Genomic DNA, 17,643 nt, shown 5'->3' on the forward strand with positions numbered 1-17,643 from the left:
CCGGCCTGACTCCCGCCCTGAAGGGCCCGCGCACGCGGGCCCTTTTTCTTTATGCACAGGCGCGGGGCGGCAACACCCGTGGCGCTACACTCATGCGTCAACCCCACCACCACACACCCGCCCGATGAAATGCGACTTCTTCAGCCTCAGCGACGCGGGCCGCGTGCGCCTGAACAATGAGGATGCGGTTGCGGTGGTCGAACAATCGGGCCTGGCGGTACTGGCCGACGGCATGGGAGGGTACAACGCGGGAGAGGTGGCAAGTGCCATGGCCACCCGGCTCGTCAGCCAGTCGCTGGGCCCGCGACTGCAGACAGGCGTGGCCAGCACACGGGATATCCGCCGGTGGATCGAGCAGAGCGTGGAGGCCGCCAACCTGGCCATCTACGAAGCGTCTTTGGCTGACCCGGCCTGCCGGGGCATGGGCACGACGCTGGTGGTGGCCGTGTTCAACGGCGCGCGCCTCACCGTGGCGCACGCGGGGGACTCCCGGCTTTACCGGTTGCGCCAAGGGCAACTCACCCCGCTGACGCGCGACCACTCCCTGTTGCAGGAACAGATCGACGCGGGCCTGGTGGCACCAGAACTGGCACGCACGGCGCAGTACAAGAACCTGGTCACCCGCGCGCTGGGCGTGGAGCCAGCAGTGGCAGTGGCCCTGGCTGACCATGTGGTGCAGCCAGGCGACACCTACCTGCTGTGCTCCGATGGCCTGAACGACATGCTGACCGACGCCCAGATGGCCGCCATCCTGCGGCGCGAGCGCGCCTTGGCCACTGCCGGGCACGCCCTGGTGGATGCGGCCAATGCGGCCGGGGGGCGAGATAATATTTCGCTGGTGCTGGTGCAATGCTCACCAGACCCGGCACGCGAAGTGTCACCGTCCCGCCCGGTGCCGCTGTAGACCGAGAACCCTAGACACGGGGGGAGACCTTCATGACCAGAATCACCATCTCCATGGAAGGGGTGGATCTCAAGGAGTTCGAACTCACGAAGGAACGGACCACGCTGGGACGGCGCCCGTACAACGACATCGTGATCGACCACCTGGCCGTCAGTGGCGAACATGCCGTGTTCGTGCAGAAGGACGGAACGATCTCCATCGAGGATCTTCACAGCACGAACGGCACCTACGTCAACGGCCGGGCCGTGCGCACCGCGCAGGTGGGCGCTGACGACCTGATCGAGATCGGCCGCTACCGCATCCATGTGCTGCCCGCCGGACACGTACCGGCGCCGCTGCCCGAGGAAGCCCCGCCCGACCCGGCGCAACCTGTGGCGGCCCCGGCAGCCACCGCACAGAACCGCGCCGCACGCATCCGGGTGATCAGCGGCCCGGCGTCGGGCCGCGAGATGCCCCTGATCAAGGTGGTCACCACGCTCGGCAAACCCGGTGTGGCGGTGGCGGCGATCACACAGCGCAACAATGGCTACACCCTGGCCCTCGTGGACGGAGACACCCTCCCCACGGTCAACGGGCAGCCCGTGGCCGGGCAGGAGCCCGTCATGCTCAAGCACAACGATGTGATAAGCCTGGCAGGCACCGAGATGCTGTTCCAGCTCACAGCCGGCCAGGGATGAAGCTACCCCGCCAAATCTTCCGTCCAGACGAGAATGACCATGAACCAGACGTTGCGCACCTTGGTGCTTCCCCTGCTGGCCCTGCTGCTGTCGTCCGCTGCGCAAGCGCAGAATAACGACGAATGGCAGGCGAAATCGGACGTCGCCCTGCGGAAGGCCGCCGGAGACCAGCAGCCGGCCGTGACACAGGTCAAGGCACTGACGCCGCTGACCAAGACCGGTCCCCGCACCGGCCCATGGACCCAGGTCCGCACTCCGGCTGGGCAGGTGGGCTGGGTGCACATGTTCGATCTGCAAAAACCATCCGGCGCAGCGGCCAGCGCACCGCCGGCAGGCACAGGCCTGATGCGCACCCTGACCCAGGCAGGCAAGAGCGCCAGCGGCTCGACCACCGCCACCACTCTGGCAGGTGTCCGCGGTCTGGACGCCGAGGACATCATGAAGGCGTCCCCCAATGCGGCTGCGGTCGCTCAGGCGGAAAAGCGTCAGGTTTCGGCGGATCAAGCCCGACAGTTCGCCAGCGCGGCCAAGCTGAGCACCCGTGAGGTGGACGAATTGCCCGCGCCCCCGCTGCCCAGCGTCACCGCGACGCAGAAATGATGTGAAAGGCCACGCATGAACACCAGACTGACCACATCACGCCGGGCAGGCGCAGCCATCACGCTGGGCCTGGGCCTTTTGCTGAGCGCCTGTGTGAGCAACCCCTCACAACCCGGAGACACCTCCATTGCGCAGGCACTAGGCGCCTTGTCGAGCGCAGCCGCGCAAAGCGGCCTTCCGGTGGGCTCACTGGGTGGCCAGGCATCCACACATGTTCAGACCTTGCAGCTGGTCGTGCAGGCGCTGGACAACATGGACGAGGCGCGCGAGATCGAATTGGGCAGGCAGCTGTCCTCTGTTCTGTTGGGCAGCGCCAGGGCCTTGAACGATGAACCCACGCAGCGCTACGTGAACCGCCTGGGCCGCTGGATCAGCCTGCACTCCAGCCGCCCCCATTTGCCCTGGACCTTCGTGGTGCTTGACAACCCCGGCTTCAACGCCTTTGCCGCACCGGGAGGCTACATCTTCGTGACCAAGGGTCTGCTGGAACGCACCCCGACGGAGGCGGAGCTGGCCGGGGTGCTTGCCCACGAAATCATCCACGTGACCCAGAAGCACCACCTCAAGGCCATGGTCACACAGGCACGCACCCAGCTCGGCGCACAGGCCGTGGGGCACCTGTTGAGCAGGAGTGGCAGCGACACCGTCAGCGGTCTGCTGCTCAACCTCGGCCGGGACCTCTACGCCAAGGGCCTGGACCGCGCAGACGAGTTCGAAGCCGACCGCATGGGGGTGGCCCTGGCCACGAGGGCAGGCATGGACCCATACGGCTTGCTGGCCCTGTTGCAACAGATGTCAGGCGAACAGCCCGACCACCCCGCCTACGCGCTGGCCTTCTCCACCCACCCGCCCGCCCAGCAACGGCTGGCCTACCTGCAGCAGGCGATGGGTGACCGGCTGGACAAGTATGCGGTCACCTCCTCGCCAGCATTGGCGCAACGCATCCGCTCACAACGCAGCCGTTGACGGCACTTGAGGAAACGCATGCGCCCTTTGCGGCACCTGCGCCGCACCCTGATCACAGCCCTGCCGGTGCTTCTGGCACTGCTCGTCGCAGGCGGCTGGTGGCGGCCTGCCATCGTGCAGAAGCTGGACGCCTTCGTCTACGACGCCCGCCTGCGCGCCAGCATGCCTGGCACGCTGGACGACCGCATAGCGATCATCGACATAGACGAACCCAGCCTGGCAGAAGTGGGCCGCTGGCCGTGGCCGCGCAACCGCGTGGCCGAGCTGGTGGACGAACTGTTCGTCAACCAGCGGGTGGCCGTGCTAGGCATGGACATCGTCTTTGCCGAGCCGGACGAAAGCTCGGGGCTGAAACGGTTGAGATCCCTGGCGGAAGGCCCGCTCAGGCACGAGAAGGGTTTTCAGCGTGAGCTGGCGCGGCTGGCGCCCGAACTGGACAACGACCAGCGCCTGGCTCAGGCCTTGCGCGACAGACCGGTGGTGCTGGGCTACTACTTCACCAGCGACCGCAACGGCCACCGCTCTGGCGCCCTGCCCGAGCCAGTGCTGACACGTGACAGCCTGGGTGGCCAGGGCTTTCACGCCACGCGGTGGAACGGCTATGGCAGCAACATTCCCGTGCTGACCGAAGGTGCCGCCCAGGCGGGCTTCCTCAACGCCATCGTGGACAGTGATGGCGTGGTGCGCTCGCTGCCGCTGCTCGCGGAATTCGAGGGCGGCTACCACGAGTCCCTGGCGCTGGGTGTGTTCCGCGCCCTGGCGGGCATGCCCGACGTGGTGCCGGGCTTTCCCCCTGGCGACCTGCAACAGCAACACCCGCACCTGGCCAGCGTGGTGCTGGCGCAAGGCGACCGCACACTCGCCATTCCCGTGGACCAGCGCGTCGCCACGCTGATCCCTTTCCGCGGCCAGGGCGGGCCGCAGGGCGGGTCCTTCGCCTACCACTCGGCAGCGGACGTGCTGCGGGGCAGGCTGCCTGCCGGCACCCTGGAAGACAAGATCGTTCTGCTGGGCACCACCGCCCCGGGCCTGATGGACTTGCGGGCCACACCCGTGAGCGAGGTGTTCCCGGGCGTGGAGACGCACGCCAACCTGCTGTCTGCGCTGCTGGACGGCCACCTGCCCGTGCAGCCCGACTACGCCATGGGATTCGACCTGCTGCAGACCCTGGCCGCCGGGCTGCTCTTGCTGGCCCTTCTGCCGCGTCTGAGCGCCCTCTGGTCTGCGTTGGTGACCGCCGCCGTGGCAGCCGTGCTCATCGGGCTCAACGCCTGGCTGTACGTGTCGGCGGCACTGGTGCTGCCCATGGCATCCGTGCTGCTGATGGTGTTCGCGTGCTATGCCATCGACACCGCCTACGGCTATTTCGTTGAAAGCCGTTCAAAGCGGCAACTGGCGGGGCTGTTCGGCACCTACGTGCCGCCGGAACTGGTCGACGAGATGGTGAAAGAGCCCGAGCGCTACGACATGCGCGCCACGGAACGGGAGCTGACAGTGATGTTCAGCGACATGCGCGGCTTCACCAACCTGTCCGAGACCATGTCACCCCAGGCCTTGCAGGAATTGCTGAACCGGGTCTTCAGCCGCCTGTCGGCGTGCATAAGGCACCAGCGCGGCACCATAGACAAGTTCATGGGCGACTGCGTCATGGCCTTTTGGGGAGCCCCGATGGAAACCCCCGAACATGCCCGGCTGGCCGTGCTGGCGGCGCTGGACATGCGGCAGGCCATTGCCGACATCAACCGCGAACATGCATCGGAAGGCCTGCCCCCCATCGGCATGGGCGTGGGCATCAACACCGGACACATGTGCGTTGGCGACATGGGCTCTGACCTGCGCCGCAGCTACACGGTTATCGGCGACGCGGTGAACCTGGGTTCGCGCCTGGAGGGGCTGAGCAAGCACTATGGGGTGGACATCGTCGTCAGCGAAAGCGCACGCGCGCAAGCTGGAGACGCCTTCGTGTGGCAGGAGCTGGACCGGGTGAAGGTCAAGGGCAAGGAAGAGGCTGTGACCATCCATGCCTTGCTGGGCCGCCTGGAGGACGTCACCCCCGCTCAGCAGGCCGAGCTGACGCAATGGCACGATACGCTGCAGGCCTACCGGCGGCAGGACTGGATCGCCGCGTTGGCAGGGCTGGACACGCTTCAGACTCTCGCCCCCGACAGCACGCTCTACGGCCTGTACAGGCAACGCATTGAGGAATGGCAGCAACAGCCGCCGCCGCCCGGCTGGGACGGCAGCAACAAGTTTGACTCGAAATGAACCGAGGCTGCCCTGGTGGCATCAAGGCAGCAGGAACTGACGCGACGGCGTATTCAAGATGCCCGTGAGGTCCACCCACTCGGGCGCAGACGGCAGCCAGGGATAGGCAGGCGCGCCGGGTTGCGCACCATCGGGCCGCAGCGGCATGGGCAGGTGGGTCACACTGGTCTGGCCGCCCAGTTGCTCCTCGGGCAGCAGCCCGCTGGACAAGCGCACGGTTTCCTGGTCCTGCGTTCGGGTGGTCCGGTCGTTGAGGATGGCAGGCGGCGCGATCAGGCGCTTGGCGGCCACCTGGCTGTCCTGCACGTAGAAGTATTCCTGCTGGCCGAACTCCACGTCGCCACCGCCATTGGTCACGCCTATGCGGCCGTCGGTAACGCCGCCGTAGGTGCCGTTGCTCTCTTGCCCGCCCTCTGGCCGGGGGCAGTCGTCCTGGCAATGCAGCGCCACGAAATGCGTGCCGCGCACGCCGACCACAGCCGTTGGGGTGGTCAGGGAAAAGTTGGGCGGGTGCGCCTTGCCGATCAGGCCGGTCACGGTCCTCAAGCCGCCTTTGGCCAATGAAACCGACAGCTTTTCATCAGCAGCCCCGTTGGCGTATTTGTACTGGTCGATCCGGAACACGGTATTGGCACGCAGGGCCACCAGAGACTCATCGGTAAAGCGCACCTGAACGGCAGCCCGCTCACCCACCAGCAACGTATCACCCGGCTCCAGCAACGCTCCAGCCGTCAAGCCCTGCCGCTGCCCTTGTCGCTCCAGCTGCGACTCACCCTTGGCCAGCAGCACACGCGCCACCGGCTCCGCCAGCGCCACCGAAGCACACCCCAGCCCCAGCAACAGGGCCAGCACCTTGCGCAAAGAATTTCCAGTTCTCATGCCCGCTCCCTGTCACTTGAATTCATAGCGCAGCTTGGCAAACACCTCGCTGCGTGTGTGATCGTGCCAATCCACGTTGGAGCGCTGCCACTGCCGGGCCCACTCCCCTTGCAGCGTCCATTCGCGCGCCAGGCGGTACTGCACCGCCAGGCCTGCGTTCCACAAATTGTCTTGGCGGGTCGGCAAGCCTGGCCCATAAGGCGCACGGTAGCTGCTGCGCATGAGCCCGGCATTGAGGACCACCAGCCAGCGGCTAGCGGGGCGGAAAGCCAGCTGGCTCCTCACCCCCGTCATGTGGCGTGACAGGTCACTGCGCCCGACGTGGTTGCGTTCAGTACCCACGATCAGCTCGTTCACCCACATGGGTGCCCAGGGGTGCACGAAGAAGTACGACCAGTTGACGCTGGCCTGCGTCAGGGCGCTGTCGCGCACACTGCCGTCGGTAGTGACGGTACCGCCAGAGCCATCCTTGTTCCGCTGGTAGTTGATGCTGTGGTAGTTGAGGTCTGAGTAGGCCAGGCTGGCACCCCAGCGGTGGAACTGGTCGGGCCGGTAATGCCAGTCGCCAGTCACCGAGGCCACGTCCAGAAAGCGCTGCCCATCAATACGGGCCTGACGAAGGTCCAGCCCCAGACGGTAGAGATGGCGCCCCTTGGCCAACTCCACGCCTGCTTCGGCGCTCGCATCAGATGAGTCGAACTGCTGATTGGCACCGGTCTGGTTCCAGCGGCCGCGCGCATGCAGCCCGCCATACGCCACCCAGCCGGGCAGGAAGGGATAACGGCCACTGACGCCCAGGGCCGCATGCGTCTGCGTATCGGCCTCGCGCTCGTAGGTGGCCCCCTCCAGCACGTTCAAGCCGGGAATGCCCGCAACGGGCCCGGCAGGCAGGCCAGCGTTGATGTTGTCGCTGCGGCCAATACCCGCTTCAGCGTAGAAGCGGCCAACTGGCCGGTAACGCCCCTCGCGCCACCAGATGTTGTCCAGATACTGCCAGATGACCGCAGCCTCGTCCGGGTCCTTGCCCGTCGCGAGCAGGTCTTCAAATTCTTCCTTGGCCCGCAGGTCTTCACCCAGCACGAAGTAGCCCTTGCCCAGCATGAAGTGCCCCAGCCGGCTGGGCTGTTGCGCCACGTGGCGTTCCAGGGCGAACACCGCCTCGCCGGGCTCCCCGGTGTGCAGCGCGGCAATGCCGTAATACAAGTCGAAGACAGGATGCCCCAGCAGACTTTCGTGGGCCCTACCCAGGGAGTAGGCTTGGTCGTGGCGCGACTGGCGCACCAGTTCCTGCATCTGCGTGACCACAGCCTCGTCTGCCGTGGCAGGGGACTGCGCCCTTGCGCCTGCAGCAGCCATGCCCATCAAAAGCAGGCACAGGCCAGCCCGGCGCCATTTCGTCGAACGTCCCTCTCTCATCCCCACTCCTCGCGGCCACGGCGGGCCCCATGCTCACCGGCGGCAGGCGCCGGACCTCAGCAATCGACCTGTTCTGGCGCCAGGAAGCGCCGGGCGTATTGCTTGTAGACCTCTTTGTTCACGAACACATCGTACAGATCTGGGTCGATGTGACCGTTGGCTTTGAAGTTGTCCATGATACGCAGCGCCTGGGTCAGCGTCATCGCCTTCTTGTAGGGGCGGTCGTGCGCCGTGAGCGCTTCGAATATGTCCGCGATTCCCATCATGCGCGCCTGCCAGCTCATCTGATCGCGCGTCAGGCCTTTGGGGTAACCCTTGCCGTCCATGCGCTCGTGGTGCCCGCCCGCATACTCGGGCACATTCTCCAGCCCTTTCGGCCAGGGCAACTGCTCCAGCATGTTGATGGTGGCGACGATGTGGTGATTGATGACGTCACGTTCGGCCGGGGTCAGGGTGCCCGCTCGCACGGTCAGGTTCTCCACCTCGTTGCCATCCAGCAAGGGCTGGGGCCGACCGTCAGGCGAAGTCCAGCTGTACTGGCTGGCCAGCACCCGCACGCGCTCGATATCTTCGTCGCTCATGCGCTCGCCGCCCACGTTGCAGCGGCGCAGGAACTCGCGGTCCTGCTCCAGCCGCTCACACCAGGCGTGGTGCTCGGCCTCGGCAGAGGCACGACTCTTCTCGCCCAGCGCTATGGCCCGCCACATGGCGGCCTCGGCCTCGCGCCGCGCGACTTCCAACCTGGCGTCGACCAGGTGGATGCGGTCAAAAATGGTTTCCAGCTTGGTGGCCTTGTCTACCACGTGCACGGGCGTGGTGATCTTGCCGCAGTCGTGCAGCAGGGCGGCAATGCGCAACTCGTGCAGGTCTTTGTCGGTCAGGCGCACGCCGGCCAGCGGCCCATCGCTGGTGCCGTTCACGGCCTCGGCCAGCAGCATGGTGAGTTCTGGCACGCGCTCGCAGTGCCCGCCCGTGTAGGGGGACTTTTCGTCGATCGCGACGTTGATGAGCTTGATGAAGGCCTCGAACAGGTCTTCCAGCTGCTGCAACAGGTGCCGGTTGGTGAGTGCCACCGCGGCCTGTGAAGCCAGCGATTCGGCCAGCCGCTGGTCGGCGGCGGAAAAGGCTGTAACGGCGTTGCTCTGGGGGTCGGTGGCGTTGAGCAGCTGCAGCACGCCAATCAGCTCCCCCTCATGGTTCTTCATGGGAACCGTCAGGAAGGAACGGGAACGGTAGCCGGTGCGCTCGTCGAACCTGCGCGTGCCGGAAAAATCGAACCCCTCGGCGGCATAGGCGTCGGGGACGTTGACCGTCTTCCCGGTGTTGGCCGCACAGGCCGCCACCAGCGCGTTGTTCGGCGTGCCATCGTCCTGGTACAGGGGGAGGTCGTGGAACAGACCGGTGATGGGTTGCCCGCCAGCGCCGCCCAGGGCAATGTTCAGCGAATCGGTGCGGACGATCTCGAATCGCAGGTGGCGCTTGTCCGGCGTGAGGGAGTAGAGCGTGCCGCCGTCGGCCCGGGTCAGCTTCTTGGCGGCCAGCAGAATGTTTTCCAGCAGGCGCTGCAGGTTGCGTTCACTTGACAGAGCCACCCCGATGTCATTGAGTTGCTCGAAACGGTGGAACAGGCTCTCGAGACTCTCTGCCATGGGGTCTCTCCCTCAGTTGGTGGTGGTACGCGCAGCGTGCAGCATGTCGCGGGTGCGCAATGCCTCACGCCGTGCCGCCTCGGCAAAATCCTCGCCAGCGCTGGCGTAAAGAATGGCCCGCGACGAATTGACCGCGATGGCTCCCGTGGTCTCGCCCCCCTGGCCGCGCCAGCCTGCCTGCACGGTGGCGTGTGCGTCGCCGCCCTGCGCGCCCACCCCGGGAATCAGCAGCGGCAAGGTGGGCGCCAGTTCGCGCACGCGGGCGATTTCCGCCGGGTAGGTAGCCCCCACCACGAGCCCCAGTTGCCCATTCAGGTTCCAGGGCCCCTGCGCGAGCCGCGCGATGTGTTCGTAGAGCAGCGGCTCACCTGCCACGCTGGCCAGCCGCTGGCTCTGGAAGTCGTCGCCCCCTGGGTTGCTGGTGCGGCACAGCAGGAAGGCCCCCTTGCCCGGGTACTGCAGATAGGGCTGCACGGAGTCGAAGCCCATGAAGGGCGACAGTGTGACGGCGTCCGCGCCGTAGCGCTCGAACGCCTCCTTGGCGTACTGTTCGGCAGTGCTGCCGATATCGCCGCGCTTGGCGTCGAGGATGATGGGCACCTGGGGCGCGCGCACCCGCATGTGGGCCATCAGCTGCTCCAGCTGGTCTTCGGCGCGGTATGCGGCAAAGTAGGCGATCTGCGGCTTGAAGGCCATGGCCAGGTCAGCCGTGGCGTCCACGATGGCAGCGCAGAAATCGTAGATGCGCGCCGGGTCGTTGCGCCAGTGGTGCGGGAAACGCGTGGGCTCGGGGTCCAGGCCCACACACAGCATGGAGCGGTTCTGGTGCTCGGCGGCACGCAGCATGTCGGTGAAGTTCATGCCCCGGATTGTAGGCAGGGGCTGTTTTTTTGGTAACGTCGGTGCCTCACACCACCCACGCCATGCCCACGCTCACACGCCAACAGACCATCCTCCTCGTTCTTCTCACCCTGGCCTGGGGCGTGAACTGGCCGGTCATGAAGCTGGGCGTCACAGGCTACCCGCCGCTGACTTTCCGGGCGCTGTCGATGTGGCTGGGGCTGCCCGTGCTGCTGGCAGCCCTGTGGCGGCTGAAACTGCCCGTGCGCATTGCCCCCGGCGCTGGAGGCGCGAACTGGCTCGAGGTACTCAAACTCGCAGCGGCCAACATGTTCGTCTGGCACGTCTGCATCATCCTGGCCATCAGCGTGCTGTCCAGCGGGCGCGCGGCCATCCTGGGCTACACCATGCCCATCTTCTCGGCGGTGATCGGGGCGCTGCTCTTCTCGACCCGCCTGCAAGGCCGGGGCTGGGTCGGCGTGGGTGCGGCGGCGCTGGGGGTGCTGTTGCTGCTGTGGCACGAGTTCACCGGCCTGAGCGGGCAACCGCAGGCGGTTGGGCTGGCCCTGCTGGCCGCCGCCGTCTGGGCGCTGGGCACACAGCTGCTGCGCCGCACGCCGCTCACCGTGCCCACGCTCACCCTGTCGTTCTGGATGACCGTGCTGGCGGCCATCGTCATGTCCGTGCTGGCCTGGGTGTTTGAACGCCCTGCCAACGGCCAGTGGCCCGCCATGGGGCAGGCCACGCTCTGGGCCATTGTCTATAACGGCATCATGATTTTTGGTTTTGCACACGCCACGTGGTTCTTCCTGGCGCGCAGCCTGCCGCCCATCGCTTCCACGCTCAGCGTCATGATGATTCCCGTGCTGGGGGTGTTCAGTGGCGCATGGTGGCTGAACGAACGGCTCTTCTGGCAGGACTGGGCGGCTGTTTGCCTGATGGTGCTGTCCATCGCGTCCGTGCTCTGGCCGTCCGCCAGAAGCCAGCAGGCCTGATGCACCGAGGTGACATGGACACGCCCGGCCCCGCTCCCGGCAGCCTGCAGGCGCTCAGCACGCGATACGGGCCACGCTACCGCTGGCTGCTGCTGATGTCGGTGATGGTGGGCACCATGGCCGCCATCATGTCCTCCACCATCGTGAACGTGGCCATTCCCGACATGAGCCACCACTTCGGCCTGGGCCAGGAGCGCGCGCAGTGGGTGACATCGGGCTTCATGGCAGCCATGGTCGCCTCCATGCTGACGACGCCCTGGATGCTGTCCCGGTTCGGCTTCCGCAAGACTTACGCCATCTGCATGGGGCTGCTGCTGGCGGGTGGCGTGGCAGGCGGCATGGCCAACCACTTCGCGCTGGTGCTGGCCGCCCGGGTGGTGGAAGGCCTGGCCGCAGGTGTGGTTCAACCCATTCCCGCCATCATCATCCTGCGCGCCTTCGACGCCAACGAACAGGGCCGCGCCAGCGGCATCTTCGGCATGGGCGTGGTGCTGGCGCCAGCGCTGGGACCCAGCCTGGGCGGTCTGCTGGTCGACGCCTTCGGCTGGCGCTCCATCTTCTTCATGGTGGTGCCGCTGTGTCTGGCGTCACTTTGGCTAGGCCGCCTCTTCGTGCCGGTCACGGCCCCTGGGGGCGTGGCCGCACGGCGCGACGTGAGCATCGACTGGATCGGCCTGCTGCTGGCCAGCGCGGGCACCGTCTGCCTGCTCAATGGCCTGGTCCAGTGGCAGGGCGGAACACTGGCCACGGCTGCCACACTGCTCACGGGTTTTGTCGTGTGCCTGGGCGGATTCATCACGTGGCAGCACCGGCTGCGGCACCGCCGTTCAAGCGGTGGACCGGAGCCGCTGATGAACCTCAGCCTGTTCCAGCACCGCCCTTTCGCCATGGGCAGCCTGGTTGCCTTCATCTATGGCACGGCGCTGTTCGGCTCCACCTACCTCATCCCCGTGTATCTGCAGATGGGGCTGGGCCTCTCGGCCTCTTACGTTGGCGCGCTGCTGCTGCCAGCCGGTCTGGTGCTGGCCGCCACGATCGCCGTGGTCGGCAGGCTGGCCGACCGGCATCCGGCGCACTGGCTGGTCAGCACCGGGCTGCTCTTGCTGGCCCTGTCTTTTGCGCTGGTCGTCCTGCTGGACCGAAGCACCCCGCTGGCCTGGCTGGTGGCCCTGACCATCCTGGGCCGCGTGGGACTGGGTTTCGTGCTGCCATCGCTCAACCTGGGCGCCATGCGTGGGGTCGCGCGTGACCATATCGCCCAGGGGGCCAGCGCCATCAATTTCCTGCGCATGCTTGGGGGCGCCGCTGGCGTGAGCCTGTGCGGCATGGTGCTGGAATGGCGCTTGGCCGCCCACGGCGTGTCGCTGTCCAGCGCGGCAGGCATCGAAGAGCGGCTGGCCGCGTTCAACGAGACCTTCATCATGCTCGGAGCCATCTGTGCACTGGCGTTGCGCGCCGCTTGGAATTTGCGCCCCGGGGTGGCAACATCGCGGGAAGAACCCCGTCATCCGTCCTGAGTTTTCCATGTGCCAACTGCTCGGTCTCAACTGCGCCACGCCCACCGACGCCAACTTCAGCTTCACCGGCTTCAGCAGGCGCGGCGGCGCCACCGACCATCACGCTGACGGCTGGGGCATCGCATTCTTCGAAGGCAAGGGCCTGCGCCTGTTCGTCGACCAGCAGAGCGCCGCACAATCGCCCATGGCGGCGTTCCTGCGGCAATACCCGCTCAAGAGCACCAACATCATCGCCCACGTGCGAAAGGCCACCGTGGGCCAGGTGCGGCTGGAAAACGCCCACCCCTTTACCCGGGAGCTGTGGGGGCGCCACTGGGTCTTCGCCCACAACGGCGACCTGAAGGACTACCACCCCCACCTGCACGGGCACTTCCACCCGGTGGGCGACACCGACAGCGAAAGGGCCTTCTGCTGGCTGATGCAGGAACTGGCCAAGTCCCACGCCGGGGTGCCCAGCGTGCCCGAGCTTACGCTCACGCTGCAAGAGCTGGTGCCACAAGTGCGGCAGTTCGGCACCTTCAACTTCCTGCTGTCCAACGGTGAGGCTCTGTGGGCCCACTGCAGCACGAACCTGCACTACCTGGTGCGCCAGCATCCCTTCGCCGCCGCCACATTGATGGACGAAGACTGGACCGTGAACTTCGCTGAGGTCAACCAGACCAGCGACCGCGCCGCCGTGATCGTGACCACGCCGCTGACACGCAACGAAACCTGGACCGCCTTCCAGCCTGGAGAGCTCAAGGTCTTCGTCGACGGACTGCCACAGGACCCGCCTGCCCCATGCCAACGCGCGCGCTGACCCTGCTCATCTGCGTGCTGCTTGCGGCGGCCAGCCATCTGCTCATACCGGGCGACGAACGCGTCAGAACTGGCCTGGCGCTGTTTGTCCTGATCGGCAGTCTCTGGATCAGCCAGGCCCTGCACCTGAGCCTGACGGCGCTGCTCGTGCCGCTGCTCGCGGCACTGACCGGAACCTTGACCGTGCGGGAAGCGCTGGGAGCCTTTGCCCAGCCCGTGATCTTCCTCTTCCTGGGCGGCTTCGCACTGGCGGCGGCGCTGGCGCGCCATGGTCTGGACATCGCCCTGGCCCGGGCCATACTGCGCGCAGCCCGGGGGCACATGCCCTTGGCCGTGGCCGGCCTGTTCGCACTGACGGCGTTTCTCTCCATGTGGCTCAGCAACACCGCGACGACGGCAATGATGCTGCCCCTGGCGCTCGGCCTCCTGCGCGCCGAATCGGACCAGGAAACCGCACCCGACACCAGCCCGGCCGCCCGCACCCGGGCCTTCGTGCTGCTGGGCCTGGCCTACAGCGCAAGCATCGGCGGCATGGGAACGCTGGTTGGCAGCCCGCCCAACGCCATAGCCGCCGCCCAGGCAGGCATCAGCTTTGCGCAATGGATGGCCATCGGACTGCCCCTGGTCTTGCTGCTCCTGCCGCTGATGGTACTGACGCTGTACCTGATGCTACGCCCCTCGCTCTCAGCCCTCTCCACGGCCGATTCCTCCCCTGCGACCCCTGGCTTCACCTGGACACGCGACAGGCAACTCACCCTGGGCATCTTCTGCCTGACCGTCACAGGTTGGGTGTTCGGTGAGCCGCTCGGCGCCATGCTGGGCGTGAAGCAGGACATGGACACCCTCGTCGCCTTGGGTGCCATCGGCCTGCTGGGCGCAACGGGCGTACTGGAATGGCGCGACATGGAGCGCCAGACCCAGTGGGGCGTCTTGCTGCTGTTCGGCGGCGGCCTGGCGCTCAGCCAGGTGATGTCGGTCACGGGCGCTAGCCACTTCCTGGCACAAGGCCTGATGTCGGCAGTCGAAGGGGCTCCGGCCTGGCTGATCCTTCTGACGCTCGTCGCCTTCGTCGTGATGCTCACGGAACTCGTCAGCAATACCGCCAGCGCGGCGCTCATCATCCCCATCGTCATGGGCCTGGCCCCGGCCTGGGGCATGAGTGAAGCGGGCGTTGCCGCGGCCGTCGCGGTCTCTGCATCGTGCGCGTTCATGCTGCCAGTGGCCACGCCGCCGAATGCGATTGTCTTCGGCTCGGGACACGTGTCGCAACGCACGATGATGCGCTGCGGGCTCGCGCTGAACGCCGTCGCCGCCGTCACCGTCACATTGGCGCTGTCACTTTGGCGCTGATGGAACACGGCACGCTGAAGATGCCGGCGGTATGATGGAAACGGCATCGGGGCTGCGGCCCCGGTGGCCTGCCTGCAGACAACACAGAAGGAGACACTTGCGATGCTGAACCGACGTCACGTGATTGCCGGCGGCCTGACCGCCGCCGCCCTGCCGCACCTTGCCATGGCTCAGGGCATTGAGAAGCCCAAAGTCACCATCGCCGTGGGCGGCAAGAACCTCTTCTACTACCTGCCGCTCACCATTGCAGAACAACTTGGCTACTTCAAGGCGGAAGGGCTGGACGTCAACATCGTGGACTTTGCTGGTGGTGCGCGTGCGCTGCAGGCCGTGGTCGGCGGCAGTGCCGACGTGGTCTCCGGCGCGTTCGAGCACACCGTCAACATGCAGTTCAAGGGGCAGCCCATGCGCGCCTTCGTGCTGCAGGGTCTGGCCCCGCAGATCGTGCTGGGCGTCAACCCCAAGACCATGCCCAACTTCAAATCCATCGCCGACCTCAAGGGCAAGAAGATTGGCGTGACGGCACCTGGCAGCTCCACCAACGTGATGGTGAACTTCGTGCTCGCCAAGGCCGGTCTCAAGCCCAGCGACGTCAGCATCATCGGCGTGGGCGCCAGCAACGGCGCGGTGGCCGCCATGCGCTCGGGCCAGATCGACGCCATCAGCAACCTGGACCCGGTGATCACGCTGCTGCAGCGTTCGGGCGACCTCAAGATCGTTTCCGACACACGCGTTGTTTCCGAGGCTGAAAAGGTCTTTGGCGGCCCCATGCCCGCAGGCTGCCTGTACTGCCCGCAGCCTTTCGTCGACAAGAACCCCAACACCGTGCAGGCCCTCACCAATGCCATGGTGCGTGCCAACAAATGGATCCAGCAGGCCGGCCCCGGCGACATCATCAAGGTGGTGCCCGAGAGCTATCTGCTGGGCGACCGTGCCGTCTACATCGACGGTTTCCTCGCCGCCAAGCCTGCACTGTCGCCCGACGGAACCATCCCTCCGAAAGGTGCGGACACGGCGTTCCGCGCGCTGGCCAGCGTCGACGAAAAACTGGGCGCCACCAAGCTCGACCTGAACGCTGTCTACACCAACGACTTCGTCAAGAAGGCCAACGCCAAGTACCCGAAAGGCTGAGAGCGATGTCTGCGGCGATCGAGTTGCAGGACGTTGCCTGCACATTCATCAGCAAGGACAACCCCGGCCAGCGCTACACGGCGGTCGAGCATGTCTCGCTCACCGTGGGCGCCGGGGAGTTCGTCAGCGTGGTGGGCCCCACCGGCTGCGGCAAGAGCACGCTGCTCAACGTCGCGGCCGGGCTGCTGGTGCCCAGCAGGGGCTCGGTGCGCATCTTCGGCGAACCGCTGGCCGGCATCAACACCCGTGCTGGCTACATGTTCCAGACCGAAAGCCTCATGCCCTGGCGCACCGCGCTGGAGAACGTCATGGCGGGCCTGCAGTTCCGGGGCATGCCCGAGCGCGACGCCCGCGCACAGGCCGAGGACTGGCTGCGCCGCGTTGGCCTGGGCTCGTTCGGCGACCGCTACCCGCACCAGATGAGCGGCGGCATGCGCAAGCGCGCCAGCCTGGCGCAGACCCTGGTGCTGGACCCCGACATCATCCTGATGGACGAACCCTTCTCGGCGCTCGACATCCAGACCCGCCAGCTCATGGAAAACGAGGTGCTGGACCTTTGGCAGTCCAAGAAGAAGGCCGTGCTCTTCATCACGCACGACCTGGACGAGGCCATTGCCATGAGCGACCGCGTGGTGGTGCTCAGCGCCGGTCCCGCCTCCCACCCCATCGGGGAGTTCCACATCGACATCCCGCGCCCGCGCGACGTGGCCGAAGTGAAAACGACCCCGCGCTTCCTCGAACTGCACGCGGCCATCTGGGGCGTGCTGCGCGAGGAAGTGCTCAAGGGCTACCAGCAACAACTGCAGAAAGCCGCCTGAACCTGCCTATGTGGAACCTCATCAAACCGCGCGCCGCCAACCTGCGTGTGTGGCAACTGGGCCTGCTGGTGCTGCTGTTCACCTTCTGGTATGTGATGACCAGGCCCGGCCTGATCCCGCCCTTCATGTTCGACAACGACCGTCAGGCGGCATTCTTCTTCGGCGAGCCGCTGAAGGTGCTTGAGCGCATCTGGACATGGTTTGTGACCGACGCCGACATCTACGGCCACCTGGCCGTGACACTGGCCGAAACCGTCATGGCCTTCGCCATCGGGGCACTGGGCGGACTGGGTTGCGGCCTGTGGCTGGCCCTCTCGCCCATGGCCTCAGCCATTCTCGAACCCTACGTCAAGGCGCTCAACTCCATGCCACGCATCATCCTGGCGCCCATCTTCGCGGTGTGGTTCGGCCTGGGCATGGGCTCCAAGGTGGCGTTGGGTGTCACGCTGGTGTTCTTCATCGTGTTCTTCAACGTCTACCAGGGCGTCAAGGAAGTCAGCCCCGTGGTGCTGGCCAACGCGCGCATGCTGGGCGCCAGCCAGAAGCAGCTGCTGCGGCACGTCTACCTGCCCAGCGCCACGAGCTGGGTGTTCAGCTCGCTGCACACCTCCGTGGGCCTGGCCTTTGTGGGTGCAGTGGTGGGAGAATACCTGGGCTCCAGCCAGGGCGTGGGCTACCTCATCCTGCAGGCCGAGGGCACTTTCGACATCAACACCGTGATGGCTGGCATCCTCGTGCTCACGGCATTCGCCCTGGCGCTTGACGCCATCGTCGGGCGCATCGAGAAACGCCTGATGAAGTGGCAGCCCAAGGCCGGTGAAACCGAGAAACTGTAAGG

16 protein-coding genes are annotated in these 17,643 nt (G+C 66.3%); 12 read left to right on the top strand and 4 right to left on the bottom strand.

Annotated features, from left to right (window positions below):
• Positions 1–124 precede the first annotated feature (124 nt).
• Genes ACYVHH_RS03125 through ACYVHH_RS03145 form a run of 5 tightly spaced genes read left to right on the top strand, consistent with a single transcriptional unit; the run spans position 125 to position 5,412 of the window.
• The gene (locus ACYVHH_RS03125) at positions 125–904 is read left to right on the top strand and encodes a Stp1/IreP family PP2C-type Ser/Thr phosphatase (protein ID WP_460563568.1); all 780 of its coding nucleotides are present in this window, start codon (positions 125–127) and stop codon (positions 902–904) included.
• Positions 905–936: 32 nt separating this feature from the next.
• Positions 937–1,581: an FHA domain-containing protein gene (locus ACYVHH_RS03130; protein ID WP_460563569.1), complete on the top strand. Its 645-nt coding sequence runs from the start codon at positions 937–939 to the stop codon at positions 1,579–1,581.
• A 39-nt stretch (positions 1,582–1,620) separates the two neighbouring features.
• Entirely contained in the window at positions 1,621–2,181 is a 561-nt protein-coding gene (locus ACYVHH_RS03135) for an SH3 domain-containing protein (RefSeq protein WP_460563570.1), read from the top strand.
• Between the two features lie 15 nt (positions 2,182–2,196).
• Positions 2,197–3,147, top strand: a complete 951-nt coding sequence (locus ACYVHH_RS03140) for a M48 family metalloprotease (protein ID WP_460563571.1) — start codon at positions 2,197–2,199, stop codon at positions 3,145–3,147.
• Between the two features lie 18 nt (positions 3,148–3,165).
• Positions 3,166–5,412 (top strand): CHASE2 domain-containing protein, encoded by a 2,247-nt coding sequence (locus ACYVHH_RS03145; RefSeq protein WP_460563572.1) that lies wholly within the window; start codon positions 3,166–3,168, stop codon positions 5,410–5,412.
• Between the two features lie 21 nt (positions 5,413–5,433).
• Here the strand turns inward: ACYVHH_RS03145 and ACYVHH_RS03150 are convergent, their stop codons facing one another.
• Genes ACYVHH_RS03150 through pyrF form a run of 4 tightly spaced genes read right to left on the bottom strand, consistent with a single transcriptional unit; the run spans position 5,434 to position 10,217 of the window.
• The gene (locus ACYVHH_RS03150; RefSeq protein WP_460563573.1) at positions 5,434–6,291 is read right to left on the bottom strand and encodes a FecR family protein; all 858 of its coding nucleotides are present in this window, start codon (positions 6,289–6,291) and stop codon (positions 5,434–5,436) included.
• A 12-nt stretch (positions 6,292–6,303) separates the two neighbouring features.
• Positions 6,304–7,707, bottom strand: coding sequence for a hypothetical protein (locus ACYVHH_RS03155; protein WP_460563574.1), 1,404 nt, complete (start codon positions 7,705–7,707; stop codon positions 6,304–6,306).
• Between the two features lie 56 nt (positions 7,708–7,763).
• Positions 7,764–9,356, bottom strand: coding sequence for an HD domain-containing phosphohydrolase (locus ACYVHH_RS03160; RefSeq protein ID WP_460563575.1), 1,593 nt, complete (start codon positions 9,354–9,356; stop codon positions 7,764–7,766).
• Positions 9,357–9,368: 12 nt separating this feature from the next.
• Positions 9,369–10,217 carry an orotidine-5'-phosphate decarboxylase gene (gene pyrF / locus ACYVHH_RS03165; RefSeq protein WP_460563576.1) on the bottom strand — a complete coding sequence of 283 codons (849 nt, stop codon included), beginning with the start codon at positions 10,215–10,217 and terminating at the stop codon, positions 9,369–9,371.
• Between the two features lie 62 nt (positions 10,218–10,279).
• Here pyrF and ACYVHH_RS03170 point away from each other — a divergent pair, with 62 nt between their 5' ends.
• From ACYVHH_RS03170 to ACYVHH_RS03200, 7 genes are all read left to right on the top strand, one after another.
• Positions 10,280–11,191: a DMT family transporter gene (locus ACYVHH_RS03170; protein ID WP_460563618.1), complete on the top strand. Its 912-nt coding sequence runs from the start codon at positions 10,280–10,282 to the stop codon at positions 11,189–11,191.
• Entirely contained in the window at positions 11,191–12,708 is a 1,518-nt protein-coding gene (locus ACYVHH_RS03175) for a DHA2 family efflux MFS transporter permease subunit (RefSeq protein ID WP_460563577.1), read from the top strand. Before ACYVHH_RS03170 ends, ACYVHH_RS03175 begins: the two co-directional genes overlap by 1 nt.
• A gap of 7 nt (positions 12,709–12,715) precedes the next feature.
• Entirely contained in the window at positions 12,716–13,507 is a 792-nt protein-coding gene (locus ACYVHH_RS03180) for a class II glutamine amidotransferase (protein WP_460563578.1), read from the top strand.
• The gene (locus tag ACYVHH_RS03185; protein WP_460563579.1) at positions 13,489–14,856 is read left to right on the top strand and encodes an SLC13 family permease; all 1,368 of its coding nucleotides are present in this window, start codon (positions 13,489–13,491) and stop codon (positions 14,854–14,856) included. The genes ACYVHH_RS03180 and ACYVHH_RS03185 overlap by 19 nt, the downstream gene beginning before the upstream one ends.
• Positions 14,857–14,958: 102 nt before the next feature.
• On the top strand, positions 14,959–15,987 hold the full coding sequence (locus ACYVHH_RS03190; RefSeq protein WP_460563580.1) for an ABC transporter substrate-binding protein: 1,029 nt from the start codon (positions 14,959–14,961) through the stop codon (positions 15,985–15,987).
• Positions 15,988–15,992: 5 nt separating this feature from the next.
• Positions 15,993–16,805: an ABC transporter ATP-binding protein gene (locus tag ACYVHH_RS03195; RefSeq protein WP_460563581.1), complete on the top strand. Its 813-nt coding sequence runs from the start codon at positions 15,993–15,995 to the stop codon at positions 16,803–16,805.
• A gap of 8 nt (positions 16,806–16,813) precedes the next feature.
• Positions 16,814–17,641, top strand: a complete 828-nt coding sequence (locus ACYVHH_RS03200) for an ABC transporter permease (protein WP_460563582.1) — start codon at positions 16,814–16,816, stop codon at positions 17,639–17,641.
• Positions 17,642–17,643 lie beyond the last annotated feature (2 nt).

The organism is Hydrogenophaga aquatica, assembly GCF_054780915.1.